This window comes from Pseudomonas sp. LBUM1663 (genome assembly GCF_059695905.1).
This window is the reverse complement of sequence record NZ_CP166792.1, coordinates 5,159,252-5,176,277: the sequence shown is the minus strand read 5'-3', so window position 1 is coordinate 5,176,277 and position 17,026 is coordinate 5,159,252. Positions and strand designations below refer to the sequence as shown.

General features: G+C 59.4%; 7 protein-coding genes. All 7 read right to left on the bottom strand.

Annotated features, from left to right (window positions below):
* Positions 1-25: 25 nt before the first annotated feature.
* A complete protein-coding gene (locus ACA075_RS23695) occupies positions 26-1,345 on the bottom strand; it encodes an MFS transporter (RefSeq protein WP_010457563.1) in 1,320 nt (439 codons plus the stop codon).
* 310 nt (positions 1,346-1,655) lie between these two features.
* Positions 1,656-2,981 (bottom strand): sigma-54-dependent transcriptional regulator, encoded by a 1,326-nt coding sequence (locus tag ACA075_RS23690; RefSeq protein ID WP_497295699.1) that lies wholly within the window; start codon positions 2,979-2,981, stop codon positions 1,656-1,658.
* A complete protein-coding gene (locus tag ACA075_RS23685; protein WP_497295697.1) occupies positions 2,975-4,741 on the bottom strand; it encodes a sensor histidine kinase in 1,767 nt (588 codons plus the stop codon). The genes ACA075_RS23690 and ACA075_RS23685 overlap by 7 nt, the downstream gene beginning before the upstream one ends.
* Before the next feature lie 81 nt (positions 4,742-4,822).
* Entirely contained in the window at positions 4,823-7,648 is a 2,826-nt protein-coding gene (locus ACA075_RS23680) for an RHS repeat-associated core domain-containing protein (protein ID WP_497295695.1), read from the bottom strand.
* A gap of 52 nt (positions 7,649-7,700) precedes the next feature.
* Positions 7,701-10,469, bottom strand: a complete 2,769-nt coding sequence (locus tag ACA075_RS23675) for an RHS repeat-associated core domain-containing protein (protein WP_497295693.1) — start codon at positions 10,467-10,469, stop codon at positions 7,701-7,703.
* On the bottom strand, positions 10,466-14,980 hold the full coding sequence (locus ACA075_RS23670) for a SpvB/TcaC N-terminal domain-containing protein (RefSeq protein ID WP_497295691.1): 4,515 nt from the start codon (positions 14,978-14,980) through the stop codon (positions 10,466-10,468). Before ACA075_RS23670 ends, ACA075_RS23675 begins: the two co-directional genes overlap by 4 nt.
* Before the next feature lie 237 nt (positions 14,981-15,217).
* Positions 15,218-16,741, bottom strand: a complete 1,524-nt coding sequence (locus ACA075_RS23665) for a fumarate hydratase (RefSeq protein ID WP_008156025.1) — start codon at positions 16,739-16,741, stop codon at positions 15,218-15,220.
* Positions 16,742-17,026 lie beyond the last annotated feature (285 nt).

Genomic DNA, 17,026 nt, shown 5'->3' with positions numbered 1-17,026 from the left:
AGTCAAGCCGACATCAAACGAATGGTCAGTCCGTCTCGATCCGCGAATGCTTGCGGGTGTCTTTCATGGTGATGTACACCAGCAACGACACGGCAATACACGCCGTCACATACCAGTAGTAACCGGTTTCCATGCCGATGCTCTTGAACCACAGTGCGATGTATTCAGCGGTGCCGCCGAAGATCGACACGGTCAGCGCATACGGCAGGCCAACGCCCAGTGCACGGATTTCGGTCGGGAACAGTTCGGCCTTCACCACTGCGTTGATCGAGGTGTAGCCGCTGACGATGATCAGCGCCGCCATGATCAGGAAGAACGCGCCCCACCAGGATTGAATGGTGTGCAGGGTGGTCAGGATCGGCACGGTGAACAGCGTCCCGAGCACACCGAAGGCAATCAGGATCGGACGACGACCGACCTTATCCGACAAGCCGCCGATGATCGGTTGCAGGCACATGAACAGGAACAGCGTGGCGGCGGAAATGGTGGTGGAGTCGGAGATGCTCATGCCGACCGTATTCACCAGGTATTTCTGCATGTACGTGGTGTAGGTGTAGAACGCGAGGGTGCCGCCCATGGTCAGGCCGACCACGGTCATCAGTTCCTTCGGATGGCGCATCAAGGTGCGCATCGCGCTTTCCTTGGCCTTCTCTTTCTTGGTGAACGACTCGGTTTCTTCCATGCCACGACGCAGGTACAGCGCGACCACCGCACACAGCGCGCCGATAGCGAACGGGATGCGCCAGCCCCAGGCGTACAGCTCTTCGGTGGTCAGGACTTGTTGCAGCACGATCAACACCGCCAACGCGATGAGCTGACCGGAGATCAGGGTCACGTACTGGAAGCTGGAGTAGAAGCCGCGACGGTCCTTGGTTGCCATTTCGCTGAGGTACGTCGCCGAGGTGCCGTACTCGCCACCGACCGACAGGCCTTGCAGCAGGCGGGCGAAAATCAGCAGGATCGGTGCGCCGATGCCAATGGTTTCATAGCCCGGGCTCAGGGCAATCAGCAGCGAGCCGAAACACATCAGATACACCGAGGCCATCAGTGCTTTCTTGCGACCGGCCTTGTCGGCGTACAGGCCCATCAGCCAGCCACCAATCGGGCGCATCAGGAAGCCCACGGCGAAGATCGCGGCGGTGTTCAGCAGTTGTGCGGTGGTGTCGCCTTTGGGGAAAAAGGCCTTGGCGAAGTACAGGGAGAAGGCAGCGTAGACGTACCAGTCGTACCACTCGACCATGTTGCCGACAGAGCCGCTGAAGATCGACTTGATGCGACTGGCGGTGGTTCTTTCTTTGGCAGGCACGGCAGCCGACCCAAGGGGCAGGGCGTTGGAGTTATCCATTGAAGGATCCTTCGTTTAATTGTTTTTGTGGAGCGCGTTGAAACGCAGCCTGCATGGGCTATAGCAGGAGGTGTGCCAGATCAAGGAGGGCTGGTTTAGAGGGGTTGTGGGGAATTGGTGAGCGGAAATCCGCTTATGCTGGATTGAGCGTGAGCGGAAAATTGCTTATCAGGCTTGCGGATGTGCATTGTTTGCACCGGCCTCTTCGCGGGCAAGCCCGCTCCCACAGTGACCGAGTTGAACGAAGATTTTGTGTACGACACTGAACCCTGTGGGAGCGGGCTTGCCCACGAAGAGGCCCGTTCAGGCACTACAAGAACATTTCCCGACTCAGCCCATGCCGCTGCATCTTTTCATTGAAGGTCCGGCGCGGCAGTTGCAGTTCTTCAAGCACCGCTTTCACGTCGCCCTTGTGCCGGGTCAGCGCCGCGCGCAGGCAATGGGCTTCGAACGCTTCCGCCTGCGCCGCCAGCGATTGGCCGGGATCGATCCCGACCGGTTCCGGTTCACCCAACCCCAGCACCTGACGTTCGGCCACGTTCGCTAGTTCGCGCACATTGCCCGGCCAGTCGTGGCTCAACAGATGGCTCAACTGCGGGCCGCTCAACGGTGGAAACGTGCGGCCCAAACGCTCGGCGGCGTTCTGCGCAAACGTTTCGAACAACAACGGAATGTCTTCACGCCGGTCGCGCAAGGGCGGCAGGCGCAACTCGGCCACATTCAAGCGGTACGCCAAATCCTCGCGAAAACGCCCCGCCCGTGCCTCATCCAGCAGATCAGGCTTGGTCGCGGCGATGATCCGCAGGTCCACGCGAATGCTCTGATTGGAGCCCAGTCGCTCAAGCTTCTGCTCCTGCAGCACCCGCAGCAATTTCACTTGCTGGGCCAGCGGCATGCTTTCGATTTCATCGAGAAACAGCGTGCCGCCATCCGCGTATTCAAGTTTGCCAATACGCTTGCCCGAAGCGCCGGTAAACGCGCCGCTCTCATGGCCAAACAACTCAGCCTCGAACAACTGCTCGGGAATCGCCGCGCAATTGAGCGCCACGAACGGCTTGTCCGCGCGCGGCCCGAAGTCGTGCAGGCAGCGGGCGACCAACTCTTTGCCGCTGCCGGTTTCGCCACGGATCAAGACGTTGACCGGCAGCGCCGCCAGATCCAGCACCTGCCGGCGCAAGGTCTGAAAGCCACGGGAAACGCCTAGCAACGTTGCATCGAGTTTGGCGCGGTTGTCGGCCAGCTCATGCAATGCGCGGTTTTCCAGCACCAGACGGCGCTTGTCCAGCGCCCTGCGCAAACTGCTCAGCAGGGTTTCCGGGCTGAAGGGTTTTTCGAGAAAGTCATAGGCGCCATCGCGCATCGCTTCGACCGCCATCGGTACATCGCCGTGGCCGGTCAACAGAATCACCGGCAGGTCGACATCGCGGCGCTGAACTTCGGCCAGCAACTCAAGGCCGGTCATGCCGGGCATGCGCACGTCGCTGAGGATCACGCCCGGGAAGTGGCCCGGCAATTGCGCCAGGCACTCATCGGCGCGGCTGAACAGCTGCACCTCGAAACCCGACAGGCTCAGCCATTGCTCGACGGCGCTACGAATGCTGCTTTCGTCGTCGACCACCATCACAGAATTCAGCATGGGCTGTGGGCCTCCAGATCGATGGGTAATGTCACGGTGAACACGGCGCCGTTGGCGTGATTGTCGGCGCTCAGGCGACCGCCCGATTCGTGCACGATGGCAAACGATACCGCCAGGCCCAGGCCCAGGCCATCACCCACCGGTTTGGTGGTGAAGAACGGATCGAACACGTTTGGCAGATGCTCTTCGGCGATGCCACCGCCATTGTCGGTGACGGTCAGGCGCCAGAGTTGCTCGTCGGCTTCGAGGCGGATTTCCAGGCGTTTGCAGGGTTTGTCCTGCATCGCATCCAGGGCATTGCGCAGCAGGTTGATCAACACCTGTTCCAGTCGGATCGCATCGCCACGCACCCACGCCGGGCGCGTCAGGTGCAGTACGGTGCTGACCTGCTCATCACGCAGACGCGCGTCGAGCAATTGCAGCGATTGGTCGACCACCGCCGCCAGATCCAGCCGTTCGCGCAAACCGCTGGGGCTTTTGCGGGCAAAGGTTTTCAGGTGGCCGGTGAGGGCGGCCATGCGCGTCAGCATGTCGTCCACCGGTTTCAACGCCTTGTAGGCGTCGTCGACCCGGCCGTGATCGAGCAGCAGCCTCAGCGTAGCCAACTGCATGCGCTGGGCGGTCAGCGGCTGATTGATTTCATGGGCGAGGGCGGCGGACATCTGGCCAAGGGCCGCCAGTTTGGCCGATTGCACCAGACCGTCCTGAGCGGTGCGCAGGTCTCGGGTGCGCTCTTCGACCAATTGTTCGAGTTCTTCACGGCTGCGCTGACGCATTTTCGCCAGGCGCCAGCGCTGGTTGAGAAACAGCAACAGAAACACCAACGCCAACCACAGCCCGGCAGCTGCGAGCGCGGCGTTGCGGCTGTCTTCGAAGGCGACTTGCGGGCGGCGCAGCAGGTGCAAGGTCCAGCCTTCAGTGCTCAGCGGCAGCGATTCCCACAGGTAATTGGCCGTGCCGTCAGGCCCGACGACCCGCGTCAGATCGCTGTTGTCGTCAAAGCGCTGAAGCGATTGATAGTCCAGCGGGGTCAGCGGTTGTTTGTCGTATTGGCGGGTGACCTTGAGCTCGGCGTGATCGCTGTCGCTCAACGGTTTCAACAAGCGATAGCGCCAGCCCGGCTGATTGGCGATGAAGATAATGCCGCGTGCATCGCTGACCAGCAGCGTGTCGCTGCCCTGGCGCCATTCACGCTCCAGTTCCGGAAACTCGAGCTTCACCACCATCGCCCCGAGGAACTCGCCACTGTCGCTGGTCACCGCGCTGGACAGGAAATACCCCGGAATGCCGCTGGTCACGCCCACCGCATAAAAGCGCCCGGTGCCCTGGGTGCGGGTCTGGCTGAAGTAGGGGCGAAAACCGTAGTTGTGGCCGACGTAACTGCTGGGCAAACGCCAATTGCTGGCGGCCACGGCGAGGCCGGTGCGGTCGAGCAGTTCCAGGGTCGAGGACTGCGCGGCGCCGTTGATTTTTTCCAGTTTGCGGTTCAGCGCAAGCTGCTGTTCGGGGCTCACTTCACCGTTCAGCGCGCCGCGCAACTCCGGGTCCAGCGCCAGCACGGCGGGCAGGGCGCGGTAGCGATCAATCAGGGTGTGCAGGGAATTGGCGTAGAGCGCCAACTGCTGATTGGCCCGCGCGGCGTCCTCGACCAGCGCCTGGCGTTCGGCGTGACGCAGGGCAAAACCGGCTGCCAGTGCGGCACCGGCAACGATCAGCAAGGTGTACAGCGTCAGGCGTAACGTGCGCGAAGTCGGCAGCATGCTTTAGGAAACAGGAAGAGGTACGGGCGCGCACCATAGCATGCCGCCCGGTTTCCTGGCTTTTGCGACAGTGGTCGCTCATTAAGCGGCGACTCTGGACGGCTGATCGTGCAGTAGTTTCTGTGTATGCCTGAGTTCATTGATGGCGCTGTCGGTCATCTGAGTCAGACTCTCAACCGTATCGCCGGATGCCTTATGTAATTTGCTCGGAATGAAGCTGAATGTATTGATCGCAACGGTGCCGTTGGCTGCGAACATCGCTGCAACGTTGCCCATACTTTCTTGCAATACGCCAATCAGACCATTGATGTTCGAGTCCAGCTTTGCAATCTTCTCGGGAGTCAGTTCCCCTGCCGCACCCATCACCTCATGAACGATCTCAGGTAAACCCAAGAGCAACGACAGTCCGCCACTCATTTCACTGGACATCGGCGTCCCCGCCACTTTCAGACCTGCCGAAGCGGCCAGGCTCCCAACTTCCTTGCCGCCTTTTAACAGACCTTTCTTGTTCATATCCATGACACCTTTCACGACGCCTTTGAGTTTGCCACTGGCATACGGAACCAGGTCCATGGTCTTGTATTCACCTTTGGTGATGATTCGTTGAGGGTCCAGCTTTCCTGATTTCAATTTGACCGATGCACTCAGACCTGTTCGCTCCGAAGCCCAGTCGACACCGAAACTCACCGCTTTTTTTGCCGCTATTCCTGTTGCAAAACCTGCTGCAACGCCCACAGGACCCGCTGCTGCCCCCAACGCCGCCGTCCCGATACCTATCCCGAATCCAACTCCATAGGAAACAATCTGTCCTGCAACATGTGTCCCCACTCTCACGGCGGCAGAGGAACCCCAAGCCGCTGCCGAACCGTGGTTGAGAATCTGTCGTTGTGCGTCCCTGGCTCTACGTGCCGAGAGTTTGACTATCTGGGTATGTTTGTAAGCTGCCTGATTCAGAGCAGATCGGGCTGCCCTCGCTTTTTGTGTCGCATGGCTTTTTGTTCTTCTATCTGCCCGCTCCTCCGGTGTTTCTCGCATACGGCCATCGGAATCGGTAAAGACAATCGGGTTGTTTTTCACCATCGCATACAGATTCAGCCCGTCCACATCGCCTGCCGGGTCGGGACAGATCCAGCGCCACAACCACGGCGCGTAATATCGGGCGCCATAGTAATAAAGCCCGCTGCGGTCCATTTCCTTGCCGGAGTACCGAATGGTCTTGTAATCGGCTTCCACCTCGGAGCGGGCCGCCCACCACGCCGTGCCGCCGAACGCGTAATAGAACTCAAGACTGATCAAGGCGCCATGGCGATCGAGTTCCAGTGTGCAGGAGCCTAGATGGTCGTCGAGGCTGTAGCGCAGCTGATCAGGCTCCAGATCACCGGGCCCCCCGCTGGCCCAGTGCAAGCATCGAACGCTGCCAAAGGCGAGCGGCAGGGTAATGACGTGCAACACCCGACCGTCGTCGCGGGTGTGAATGTCCAGTCCCGGCAGGTAAAGGACCTCCCGGCTGTGAGTCATTGACCGCGTGTGCGTGACGTGGCGTTTGCAGACCCGTTCACCCTGGCTGTAGAGGTAGCTTTCCGTATCGTCTGCCAGGCCATTGCTGTGGGTGAGCAGGGTCACTTTTTCCAGTTGATCTCTGGTGTTCCAGATCAGGGGTTGCGCGCCGTCTTGCAGATATGACTGGTTGCCATGCGGGTCAAACAGCGCCTTGAAATCGGGCTCTGGATCGCCTGTTTTCCAGCGTACGCCACGGTTGCTCTCAGGGTCGATGCGCATGCGGTGGGTGAAGTTATTACCCTCACGCTGATGGCGCAGTTCGGTCAGATTGTTGCCCTTGTCGTAGGTGAAGTCTTCGACGTAGCCATAGCGGCGACCGGGGTCTACGGGCACGATCAACTCCGGCAAGCCGGATTCCAGATTGGGGACTTCGGCCTCGAAACCGCTGGCGCTGATCACTCGGTACAGCGAATCGTAGGTAAACTCCCGATGGGCATTGATGCGCTGGTTGGCGAAGTACACCGTGGCCAGGGTGTGATCTTCGATACGCAGGATGTTGTCCATCCGGTCGTAGAAGTAGTGGAGATTTTGCTGCAAGGCTTCGTCGGGTTTACCGGACGTGAGCGTGGTGAGGCGCCCGTCGGCCGGGCAGTACGTCCACTGGCTGATCACGCCATTACCGGCCATTTGCGTCATGATCTGGCCGGCGGCGTTGTACTGCGCATCCTGCAGGACGCATTGCGATTCGTCGGCGCTGAGTTGCAGAACAACCTGCCTGAGCTGCCCGGCGATGTCGTAGTGCAAGCGCTGCTGATGGCCTCCCGAGTTGGTCTGAATCAGTAAGTCGCCCTGAGGGCCATAGGTACGACTGCTGCTGAAGGTGCCGGCCCCGGCAATCGTTCGGATTTCACTCAGCGGCGATCCGTGGAGGCTGAAACCTCTCGATTCGAGTGAACCTGATTGATCGACCAGCTTGATCATCTGGCCACGCAAGTTGAAGGCAGGGTCGGCCAATGAGTCGGCATAGCTGAAGGTTTCGACATTCTGTTGGTCGTTTTCATCGACGGCAACGGCGCGTAATTGAGCATCGTACCGGGTACGCCAATGATTGCCGCGTGAGTCCCAGCGTTGAAGTTCTTCGCCAGCCAGCCCCAGCAAGATCAAGCGCTTGCCGGCGTCCACGCTGTTGATTCGGATGGCTTCGCCAGAGAGGCGATAGACGTTGCTCAAGGAAGGGATGGAGAGCCGCGAATCCCATTGCTCGATCAACTGCCCAGCGAGGTTATGAATACCCCGCGAGATGAGCGATTGCGCGACGTCACCGGCGTTCTTGCGCAGATAAGCCACCTGTCTAATCGGCAGGCCTCTGTTGTCATTGGCCGTGACATCAGCGGTGCGTAAATGCACGGATCCGCTCATTGCGATGTCCCTGGAACATTCATCAAGTCACCTTGGCTGCTCAATTGGATGTTTTCTGCGCCGTGTAACGACGGTATCGATTCAGTCCTGCTTTGGTATTGGCAATGCTATTCAGCGCTCGTTCTCTGAACGGTTGAGCCGTTTTTTTATTAACGGTGTTCGCTTTGGGGGTGCCTACTCGTCTCAACACGAGGTCAACCAGATAATCCATGCCGTGGTGGGCTTCGTCGTAAAACGCATTGATGCCCAGCGCGGCATAGTTCGCATTGATCAACGCCGTGGCTTCGTCGACGGCCTGGCCCAGTTGATCAAGTGTTGACTCGATCTCGTTCAATTCGAAATTGAACAAGCCTTCTTCTGCCCTGGTTGCATCTTCCGCGACTTTGGCCAAGGCAAAGCTTTCTCCGACCCCCGGAATGTAAGCCCCGACAGTTTTGGAGACCAGGTCAATGGCGCCTCCCATCAATTCATCACCTGAGTAGGCGCGTAACCCGCTGTTGCCGGGACTTTCAGACGTCGAGAGTCCTGCCCTTTCTTTAAGTGTGTCGGCGCTGAAGGCGGAAGGGTCCGGCACAATCGATGTATTGAGCTTCAAGGGGCTCATCACTTGTGCGTACAGCCCGGTGCTTTTATCGGCGACCCTGTTGCCTAACAGCATCCCTGACAAGGCGCCTGACAGATGTGGGTTGGCATTGCTGAACGCAGGAAAGGCACCGGCAGCGGCGCCTGCGGCATGGAATGAGGAGTACCAGCCAGTCGCAATACTGCCCGCTTGGTAGACAACGTTCTTAAGGATATTCCAACGAAATGCGGCAGGGCGAGACAAGTCGTCCAGCTGCTGATTCAGTGTGTTCATTTCGTGGTGCACGGAAGACAGGAACTTGAAACCACTGATTATTTCCGCTTTCAACTGGCTCGATGTTTTCTGTTCGCCATTGTCGTCGAAATAATTCGCAGGGTTATTCCCCACAAACACATAGAGATTCAGCCCGTCCACGTCCCATTTCGGGTCAGGGCTCACCCAACGCTGCAACCACGGTGCGTAGTAACGTGCGCCGTAGTAACAAAGCCCGCATTCATCCTGTTCCTTGCCTGAGTACCGGATGGTTTTGTAGCCGACCTCCAGCAAGGACGCCGCCGTCAGCCAGGCGGTGCCGCCGAACGGGTAATAACCTTCGTGGCTGATCAACCGGGCGTTCTGGTCCAGCTCCATGAGGCAGGATCCCAGTTCGTCGTCGAGGCTGTAGCGCAGCTGATTTTGTTCGATTCCGTCGGGTTTGTTGCTGACCCAATGCAGGCAACGCACGCTGCCCCGGCCCCCCGGCAGGGTGATGACGTGCAGTTCTTCGCCGTTGTCGCGGGTGCGGATTTCCAGCCCCGGCAAGTACAGCACTTGATGAAAATGAGTGAGGGTCGGAGTGTGCCATTCATGGCGCTTGAACACCCGTTCGCCCTGGCTGTAGCGAAAGACTTCGTCATCGTGGCGGCCGTCGTCATGTTCAACCAACGTCGCCCGGGCCAGTTGATCGCGGCTGTTCCAGTCCAGGGGTCTTCCCGGGGCCGAGGCCAGGAGGTTGCCATGGCGGTCGAACAAGGTGTCGAACACCGGCACGGGATCACCTTGTTTCCAGCGCACCCCGCGGTTGCTGGTCGGGTCGATGAACATCTCGTGGGTGTAGTTGCCCGCCGCACGCTCATGGACCAACTTGATCAGGTTGCCGCCGTCGTCGTACTCGTAGTGCTGGGTGTAGTTGAGGTGGTTCGTGGGATCCGTCGGCGAAGGACGCCCGGGCAGGCCGGTGCTCGGGGCGGCGTCATGGCCGGTGGCGCGGGTCAATTGGTACAGCGCGTCGTAGGTGAATTCGCGGTGGCCATTGATGAGCTGATTGTCGAAGTACACCGGTTTGAACGTCAGATCGTCGATGCGCAGCACGTTGCCGACGCGGTCATACCAGTACTGGAAATGCTGGAGCAGGTCCTGCCCGGGCACGCCGGCCTTCAGCGTGGTGAGACGGCCATCGGCGTCATCGTAAGCCCAGGTGCTGAGGACCTTGCTGCGAGCATGCTGCTCGATGATCTGGCCGGCGGCGTTGTAGCGGGCGTCTTCCAGCACGGGCCGCCAGTCCTCGGCGGGAGTAAGCCGCAGCTGAACCTCTTGCAGCTGCCCGGCGCGGTCGTAAACCATCCGTTGCTGATGATCGCCGGCATCGGTTCGGGTCAGCAGCGCACCGCGCGGGCTGTAGGTCCGGCTGCCTGGGAAGGTGCCGGCACCGGTGATCGTCCGGCTGTCGTGCAGCGCTTGGCCGTGCAGGCTGAAGCTGCGCGATTCCAGTGCGCCGGAGGGATCGACCTGCCTGATCAACTGACCGCACAGGTTGAAGGCTTTATCGGCGGTGGCATCGGCGTAACGGAAGGTCTCGACATTCGGTTGGTCGTTTTCATCGATGGCAATGGCGCGCAACTGATCGTCATACACGGTGCGCCAATGCCTGCCGTGTGCGTCCCAGCGCTGGAGGATTTCCCCGGCCAGCCCCGGCAGGCTGATCCGCCAACCGGCGTCGACGCTGGCGACCTTGAGCAATTGTCCGGACAGGCCATGGACCTTGGCCAAATTAGGCTTGAGTGCATCGGCCAGTCGCGGGTCCCGTTGCTCTGCCAGGTTCCCGATAACGTCATGGCGTTGCCGGGTGATCAGCGGTTCAAGCGTGTCACCGGGTCCCTTGCGCAGGTAGGCGATATGGCGCGCTGCCAACCCACGTGCATCATTTGACGCTATTGCGGCGGTGTTCCAGTGAGCGCTGGTGCTCATTGCATATCTGCCTTGCTCGCTTTAAGAGCCGGCTCACTGTAGGTGTCATTAAAGTCCAGGTCGGTTTTGTACCAAGGGTGGATGAGGGTGTACGCGACGTCGCCCTTGGCGTTGATGATCTTGGTCAGGCGACCCAGCACATCGTAGAAACTTTTGTCGTGATAGCCGAACGCCTTGAAGCAATCGTCATCGATGTAGCCGTAGGCATTGGCGAAATAGGGGCGGTAGGTTCGTACCGGCAGTCCCTTGTTGTTGTATTCCACCCGTGCGCTGATACGCCAGCGCGGGTCGGCGTGCGCCACTTTTGGCTTGCCGTCTTCGATCACCAGTTTGCCGTTTTCCACGACATAAGCATCACCGGGTTCGACCCGTTGTTGAGTTTGCAGGGGGCGTCCGAAACCGTCGGACAACGACAGGATGATGTGGAAATTCGCTGATACTTCATCATCCGGGTACCGGTCAGCGGAAATGACGACGCTGTGCACCGGAGTGCGCGGGACGCTGAGCAGCAAGTCCCACAGCGCCTGCTCGGCCGGCGTCCGGGTCTTGAGCCTGGCCAGGCGAAGTCGGGCACTGGCGCGGATGTGCAGGCTTGGCAACACGTAACCTTGTGCGATCCATTCAGCCAGCCAGTCGGGTGTCTGCCTGACGGAGTTGTTGAGCTGACCCATCCAACTGAGCAGGTCCTTGCGAAAGGTACTGGCGGCTTTTTGTAGCGCGCTCTCGGGGAATTCGATTGCCGTGCCCGGGCTGGTGTCGCCGGGCCGGTCGTAGTCGGCGATGGCGTTGAAGCCGGCGCGCACAGCGTTTTCTGTTCCATAGAAGGTGACAGTGTGCGGGCCGGACGGATCGTTACGGACTTCTTCAACGTTGTCGTTGGCATCAATGGTGCGCAGCGTTGTCAACGCGTGATAGTCATGCTCGGCGAGTGTGGTGCAGCCATCCGGCAGCTCGAAGCGTTTGATCAGCAGACAGTAACTGTCGTATTGAACCTTGGTGATGCCGTGGCTTAGCGTTTCGTTGAGCGCCTCGACCTTGTAGAAGTGATTGAGATCTCCGTACTGGGCAAAGTTGTAAAGGGCAGACCAAAGATTTCTCAGTTGGTCCTCTTCTTCGTCCGCCGCTGTGTCCGTACCCAGAAACAGCTTCATGCACAGATAACCGATTTTCGTCAGTTCTTCCCGGATATCAATCGGCGGATCCACATCGCCGTAGACCTCCAGCGCCGCCTTGTTCAGTTGTGCGATTTCCATCGGCCCCGTCAGGGCTTCGAACCCGGCCGTGCCGTCCGGCAATGTTTCGTTAGCCGTGGTGACGTAGCGTTGCACCGATTGCGCTGTCAATTCTCGCCGAGTCGCCCATTCGGGGGATGCGAACAGCTCAAGGAATTGCTCATAAGAAATCGCTTTGGGATCAAGCCCCTCAGCAACGGGTTTCTTGGGCAATATCAGGGCATTACCCCGTTGCCGATAGGGCAGGCCGAGCCTCCAGCCTTGCGGATCGACCAGGTGAATAAACTCGGCGCGGGCTTCGCTCAGGTAATAGGACTGCTGAGCCGGATCATGGGCATCAATCCACCATTGCCTTTCATCGACATCGGCAAACGGTGGCTCGTTTTCCTCGGTCAGGCGCCGGGCATAGCTGACTGTGATGCTATGGGTTGTCAGCCCGAACACGTCCCGGCTCAAGTTGATGACATGGCGGCACAGCGGGTCTTCGACGAAACGCTCATAGTGGTAGCTGATTTCTTCCAGCAGCGAGGTCATCAACACCCTGTCGGGGTAGTGATCACCACGCTCACGCACCTCACGAACGATGTATCGATTCTGGACAACCTGGAAGGGCGCTGCCGGTGACTGGTCCGCCGCTGCATAGGTTTCCACTCTGAGCATAACGCCCGAGAGGCTGCGGGCGATTTCGTGAACGGTGGCTTCGTCCTCGGGCGTAATGAGTTCTTCGTACTCGTCGTTAGGGTGAAATCGACAAAACAGCGTGTCTTTCAGCGGCTGCGCCTCAGCATCGCGATTGAAATATTCGTTGCGAGACAAATCGATCTGCCTGCCGGTGTGAAACCACGTGCGGACCAACGCAGGGGCGGTGAAGCTTTCGTCTTCGTCCGAGCCGGTTTCGCTGTCGGTTTGGTCCAGCCGGCCGAAGCCACGGAATTCCCGGTCCTGATGGTCATACCAGGCCTCGAAATAGTTGAAGAACTGATTCAGGCAATTACCGGTGATTTCATCCCGCTGGGTTTGTTGACGGACGACTTGCACCGCAAAAGGCAGGTAACTCACGGGATGACGCTTGAGCTTGAGAATCCGCTGTTTTTCGTCCAGCCAGAACTGCACAGAACTTCGATGCACGACCTGCGTGCTGCACCCCATGTTGTTGTTGCTGGTGACCATCAAGTACGGCTTGGCGCTGACAAAGTCATAGCGCCAGTGTCGGGGCTTCATGTGCGGCACGGTCAGGATCAGGCTGGCACAACCGAGACCTTGCAGGTCGGCGAAGGTGACCTGACACAGGTTGTCGTAACGCACGTCTTCGGGCCAGGGGACCGTAATGGGCGTTGGTGCAAAACCATTGCCGCCGTGGTTGAGGTAAATGTCGAAGCCAGCGGAATTCAGATAGATGAGCGCGGGGGCGCCGGACCCGTTCAGATCGGCAATTCGCACCCGCGCGGCATCGAACTTCGCGTACTCGAAAGTCGGGCCGCTGATGACAAAACCGGTGCCGAATTGTCCGTGCCCCAGGTTTGGCCAGCATTTGATTTCGTTGTGCCGAATGCGGCACAACTCGGTCATGTCGCTGCCCAGCAGGTTGCCCAAAAACACCAGCTCGCTGCTTGAGTTGCTGAAGAGGGGTAAACGGTCGTCTGCTGGCTTGTGAGGGACTTCTTCGCCCCTGGCAAAGCCGCCTTCTCGCTGATTGGCGTAGAAGCGCACGGCGTTAGGGCCGATCAGCGCCAGCGAGCTGAGCCCGTCGCCCGTCAAATCGCACAACTGCGAAAGGGTGTTGAAAAACTCTAGCGGGAAGGCCGAGAACGGGATGAAGGTTGACCAGGTCCGATCCGGGTTCAACGTATAGAAACCACTCATGCCGGGTTGGGCGACAATCCAGTCCAGGCGCCCGTCGCCGGTCATATCCATGAGGGCTTGATGCGCAGGTTTGTTGCGGTCGGCCACCGGGATTTTACTCAGCGCTGTCCACGGGCCGTAGTGGATGTGGTCAGGGCCAGTGGGGGCGCGCAAGGGCTCGCGGTAGTACCAGCATTGGTCATGGCGACACAGAAAGCCCGGCAAGCCTTCGCCGAACAGGTCGACGCATTGATAGAGTCCGCCGTCTTCGATGCCCGGCATGTTTTCGAACGGGAAAAATGCACTCGGCTCTTTATTGAGTTCGAACGTCGCATAGTCAAACTCCACTGGAGGCATGTTTTCCACGAAGCCGTCGGCGTCATACGCTTGATAATGCGCCGCCGCGATCTGGCTATAGGACCAGGGGGCGGAGTTGGCCGCGTACTCCAGCAACAAGCGCCGGACCAGCACAGGTTCGCTGCCCAATTCCGGAAAATTGTGAAACATCAGCACTTGCTGGCATAGGCGTCGAGTGCCCACTTCAAAGCCCTGTCGATAGGACGAAAAGGGGTCGTTTCGAATCAGCCAGGGTCTGGGCGTCGGCGTGTCATAAACCGGTTTTTCAGTCAGGTCCCGGGTGCGTTCGCCGTAGTCGAACACCAAGTGGAAATGCCATTCAGGTGTTGGTGTTTGCGGCATGTCCCAGCTGTACAACTGGTCATACGCCGCAAAATTGCCATACAGCACGCGATGCACGTAGCGTTGGGCCCGGTAGTCATGCGGGGCAGATTCATCTCCAGGGGCCTCGTCTTTCAGGTACTCGTAACCGATATGCTCGCCCCGGGCATTCATGCTCTCCTGCAACAACCAGGCAACCACTCGCTTAGAGTCCAGCGGGTCAGCCTTGCGCGCGCGCTCGATTTTGCCGTACAGGTGCAGGCTTCCGTCGGCCCCGTGCACCAGCCAGAACCCTTCCGGGTTTGAATCGGAGTACCAGAATTCGATTAAATCGAACGTGCTTTCGACCCGGGGCCGATATCGCAGCACAAAGTGTTTACCGATTTGCAAACCACGGTATTCAGAGACTTCACGTTCCTCGATCTCACCGCTGGCGTTGCGCTCGGCCATCATCTGCTCGCCCAGAGGGCTGATGAACACATCATCGCCGGTATAGCGCGGCACACCTTTACTGGTTTGGCGGGTGATGGCACTGAGGCCCGACTGCCAGCCGACGCCGAACGGTCCGTTAGTCGACTGGCTGCTGTAACTCAACGAGAGCTGGGGATCGTAGCCGCGTCCCGCTGAAATCGGCAGCGACAGCGTGAAAGAAGCGGCTCCCGTCCAGCCGACCTTATCCCAATCATTGCCGATGCTGGCGATCGAAGAACTCTTGGCAATCGCGGGTGCGACGATATTCAGGGAGGCTTGGTCTTCCATGGAGCTGATCCTGTTTTGGCCTGGCGCTCGCCCGTGGCAACGGTGTCGCGTGATGGTTCAGACGCTAACAAGATAGGGGTCGTGCGTAACCTGTCAGATCTGACAGGTCAGGAAGGCTTTTCTAGATCAAATAGCTGTAAGCGGGTGGCTTTTAATGCCATTCGCATTATGCGCAAGCAAAAAAAACGGCCGAGTCGTCGATTCAGACGAGCCGGCCGTTTTGGCAAGGCGCAGCGCTTATTGCACTTCGACCGCCAGGCTTTCACTGATCTTTTTCTGCCAGATGGCAGGACCGGTGATGTGTACCGACTCGCCCTTGCTATCCACCGCAACGGTGACCGGCATGTCTTTCACGTCGAACTCGTAGATCGCTTCCATGCCCAGTTCGGCGAACGCCACCACACGGGATTTCTTGATGGCTTGCGCCACCAGGTAAGCCGCGCCGCCCACTGCCATCAAGTAAACGGCTTTGTGGTCCTTGATCGCTTCGATCGCGGTCGGGCCGCGCTCGGATTTGCCGATCATGCCCAACAGGCCCGTTTGCTCGAGGATCTGACGGGTGAACTTGTCCATGCGCGTGGCGGTGGTCGGACCGGCAGGCCCCACCACTTCTTCGCGCACCGGATCAACCGGGCCGACGTAGTAGATGAAGCGACCTTTCAGATCGACCGGCAGGGTTTCACCCTTGTTCAGCATCTCGACCATGCGCTTGTGCGCGGCATCGCGACCGGTGAGCATCTTGCCGTTGAGCAGGACGGTTTCGCCCGGCTTCCAGCTTTGCACGTCTTCCGGGGTCAGGGTGTCGAGGTTGACGCGACGAGCCGACGGGCCGGCTTCCCAGACGATTTCCGGGTAGGCGTCCAACGGTGGCGCTTCCAGCGAGGCCGGGCCGGAACCATCGAGCACGAAGTGCGCGTGACGGGTGGCGGCGCAGTTGGGGATCATGCACACCGGCAACGAAGCGGCGTGGGTCGGGTAATCCATGATCTTCACGTCGAGCACGGTGGTCAGGCCACCGAGGCCCTGGGCGCCGATGCCCAGTTGGTTGACCTTCTCGAACAGCTCCAGACGCATCTCTTCGATACGGTTGGACGGGCCGCGCTTCTTCAGCTCGTGAATGTCGATGGATTCCATCAACACTTCCTTGGCCATGACGGCGGCTTTCTCGGCGGTGCCGCCGATGCCGATGCCGAGCATGCCCGGTGGGCACCAGCCGGCGCCCATTTCCGGAACGGTTTTCAGCACCCAGTCGACGATCGAGTCGGACGGGTTGAGCATGGCCATTTTCGACTTGTTCTCGGAACCGCCGCCCTTGGCTGCCACGTCCACTTCCACGGTGTTACCCGGAACGATGGAGTAGTGGATAACGGCCGGGGTGTTGTCCTTGGTGTTTTTACGAGCGCCCGCCGGGTCGGCGAGGATCGAGGCACGCAGCACGTTTTCCGGCAGGTTGTAAGCCCGGCGCACGCCTTCGTTGATCATGTCGTCCAGGCCCATGGTGGCGCCATCCCAGCGCACGTCCATGCCCACGCGGACGAAGACGGTGACGATGCCGGTGTCCTGGCAGATCGGGCGGTGGCCAGTGGCACACATGCGCGAGTTGATCAGGATTTGCGCCATCGAATCACGGGCCGCTGGCGATTCTTCGCGCAGGTAGGCTTCGTGCATCGCCTGGATGAAGTCAACGGGGTGGTAATAGGAAATGAACTGCAGGGCGTCGGCAACGCTCTGAATCAGGTCGTCTTGCTTGATCACGGTCATGAGTCGCGCTCCTCTAAAAGACGGGAACATTCAATAAGGTGCTTGCAGCTTGGGTGCATCGGTCGGTTGCAAGCACCTTTCAAGGCACGCCGGGGCAGCTGGCGCGACGCTAAAAAGGCGCGGCAGTATAACGCGCCTCGGTGGCGGGCACACCCGCCGGCAGTCAATCGTTGGTCTTATAACACCGCGATCCCTGTAGCAGCTGGCGAAGCCTGCGTTCGGCGGCGCAGCCGTCGTGAAATCGGGCACCTCGGTGTATCAGGCAGACCTTAAACACAGGTTTCA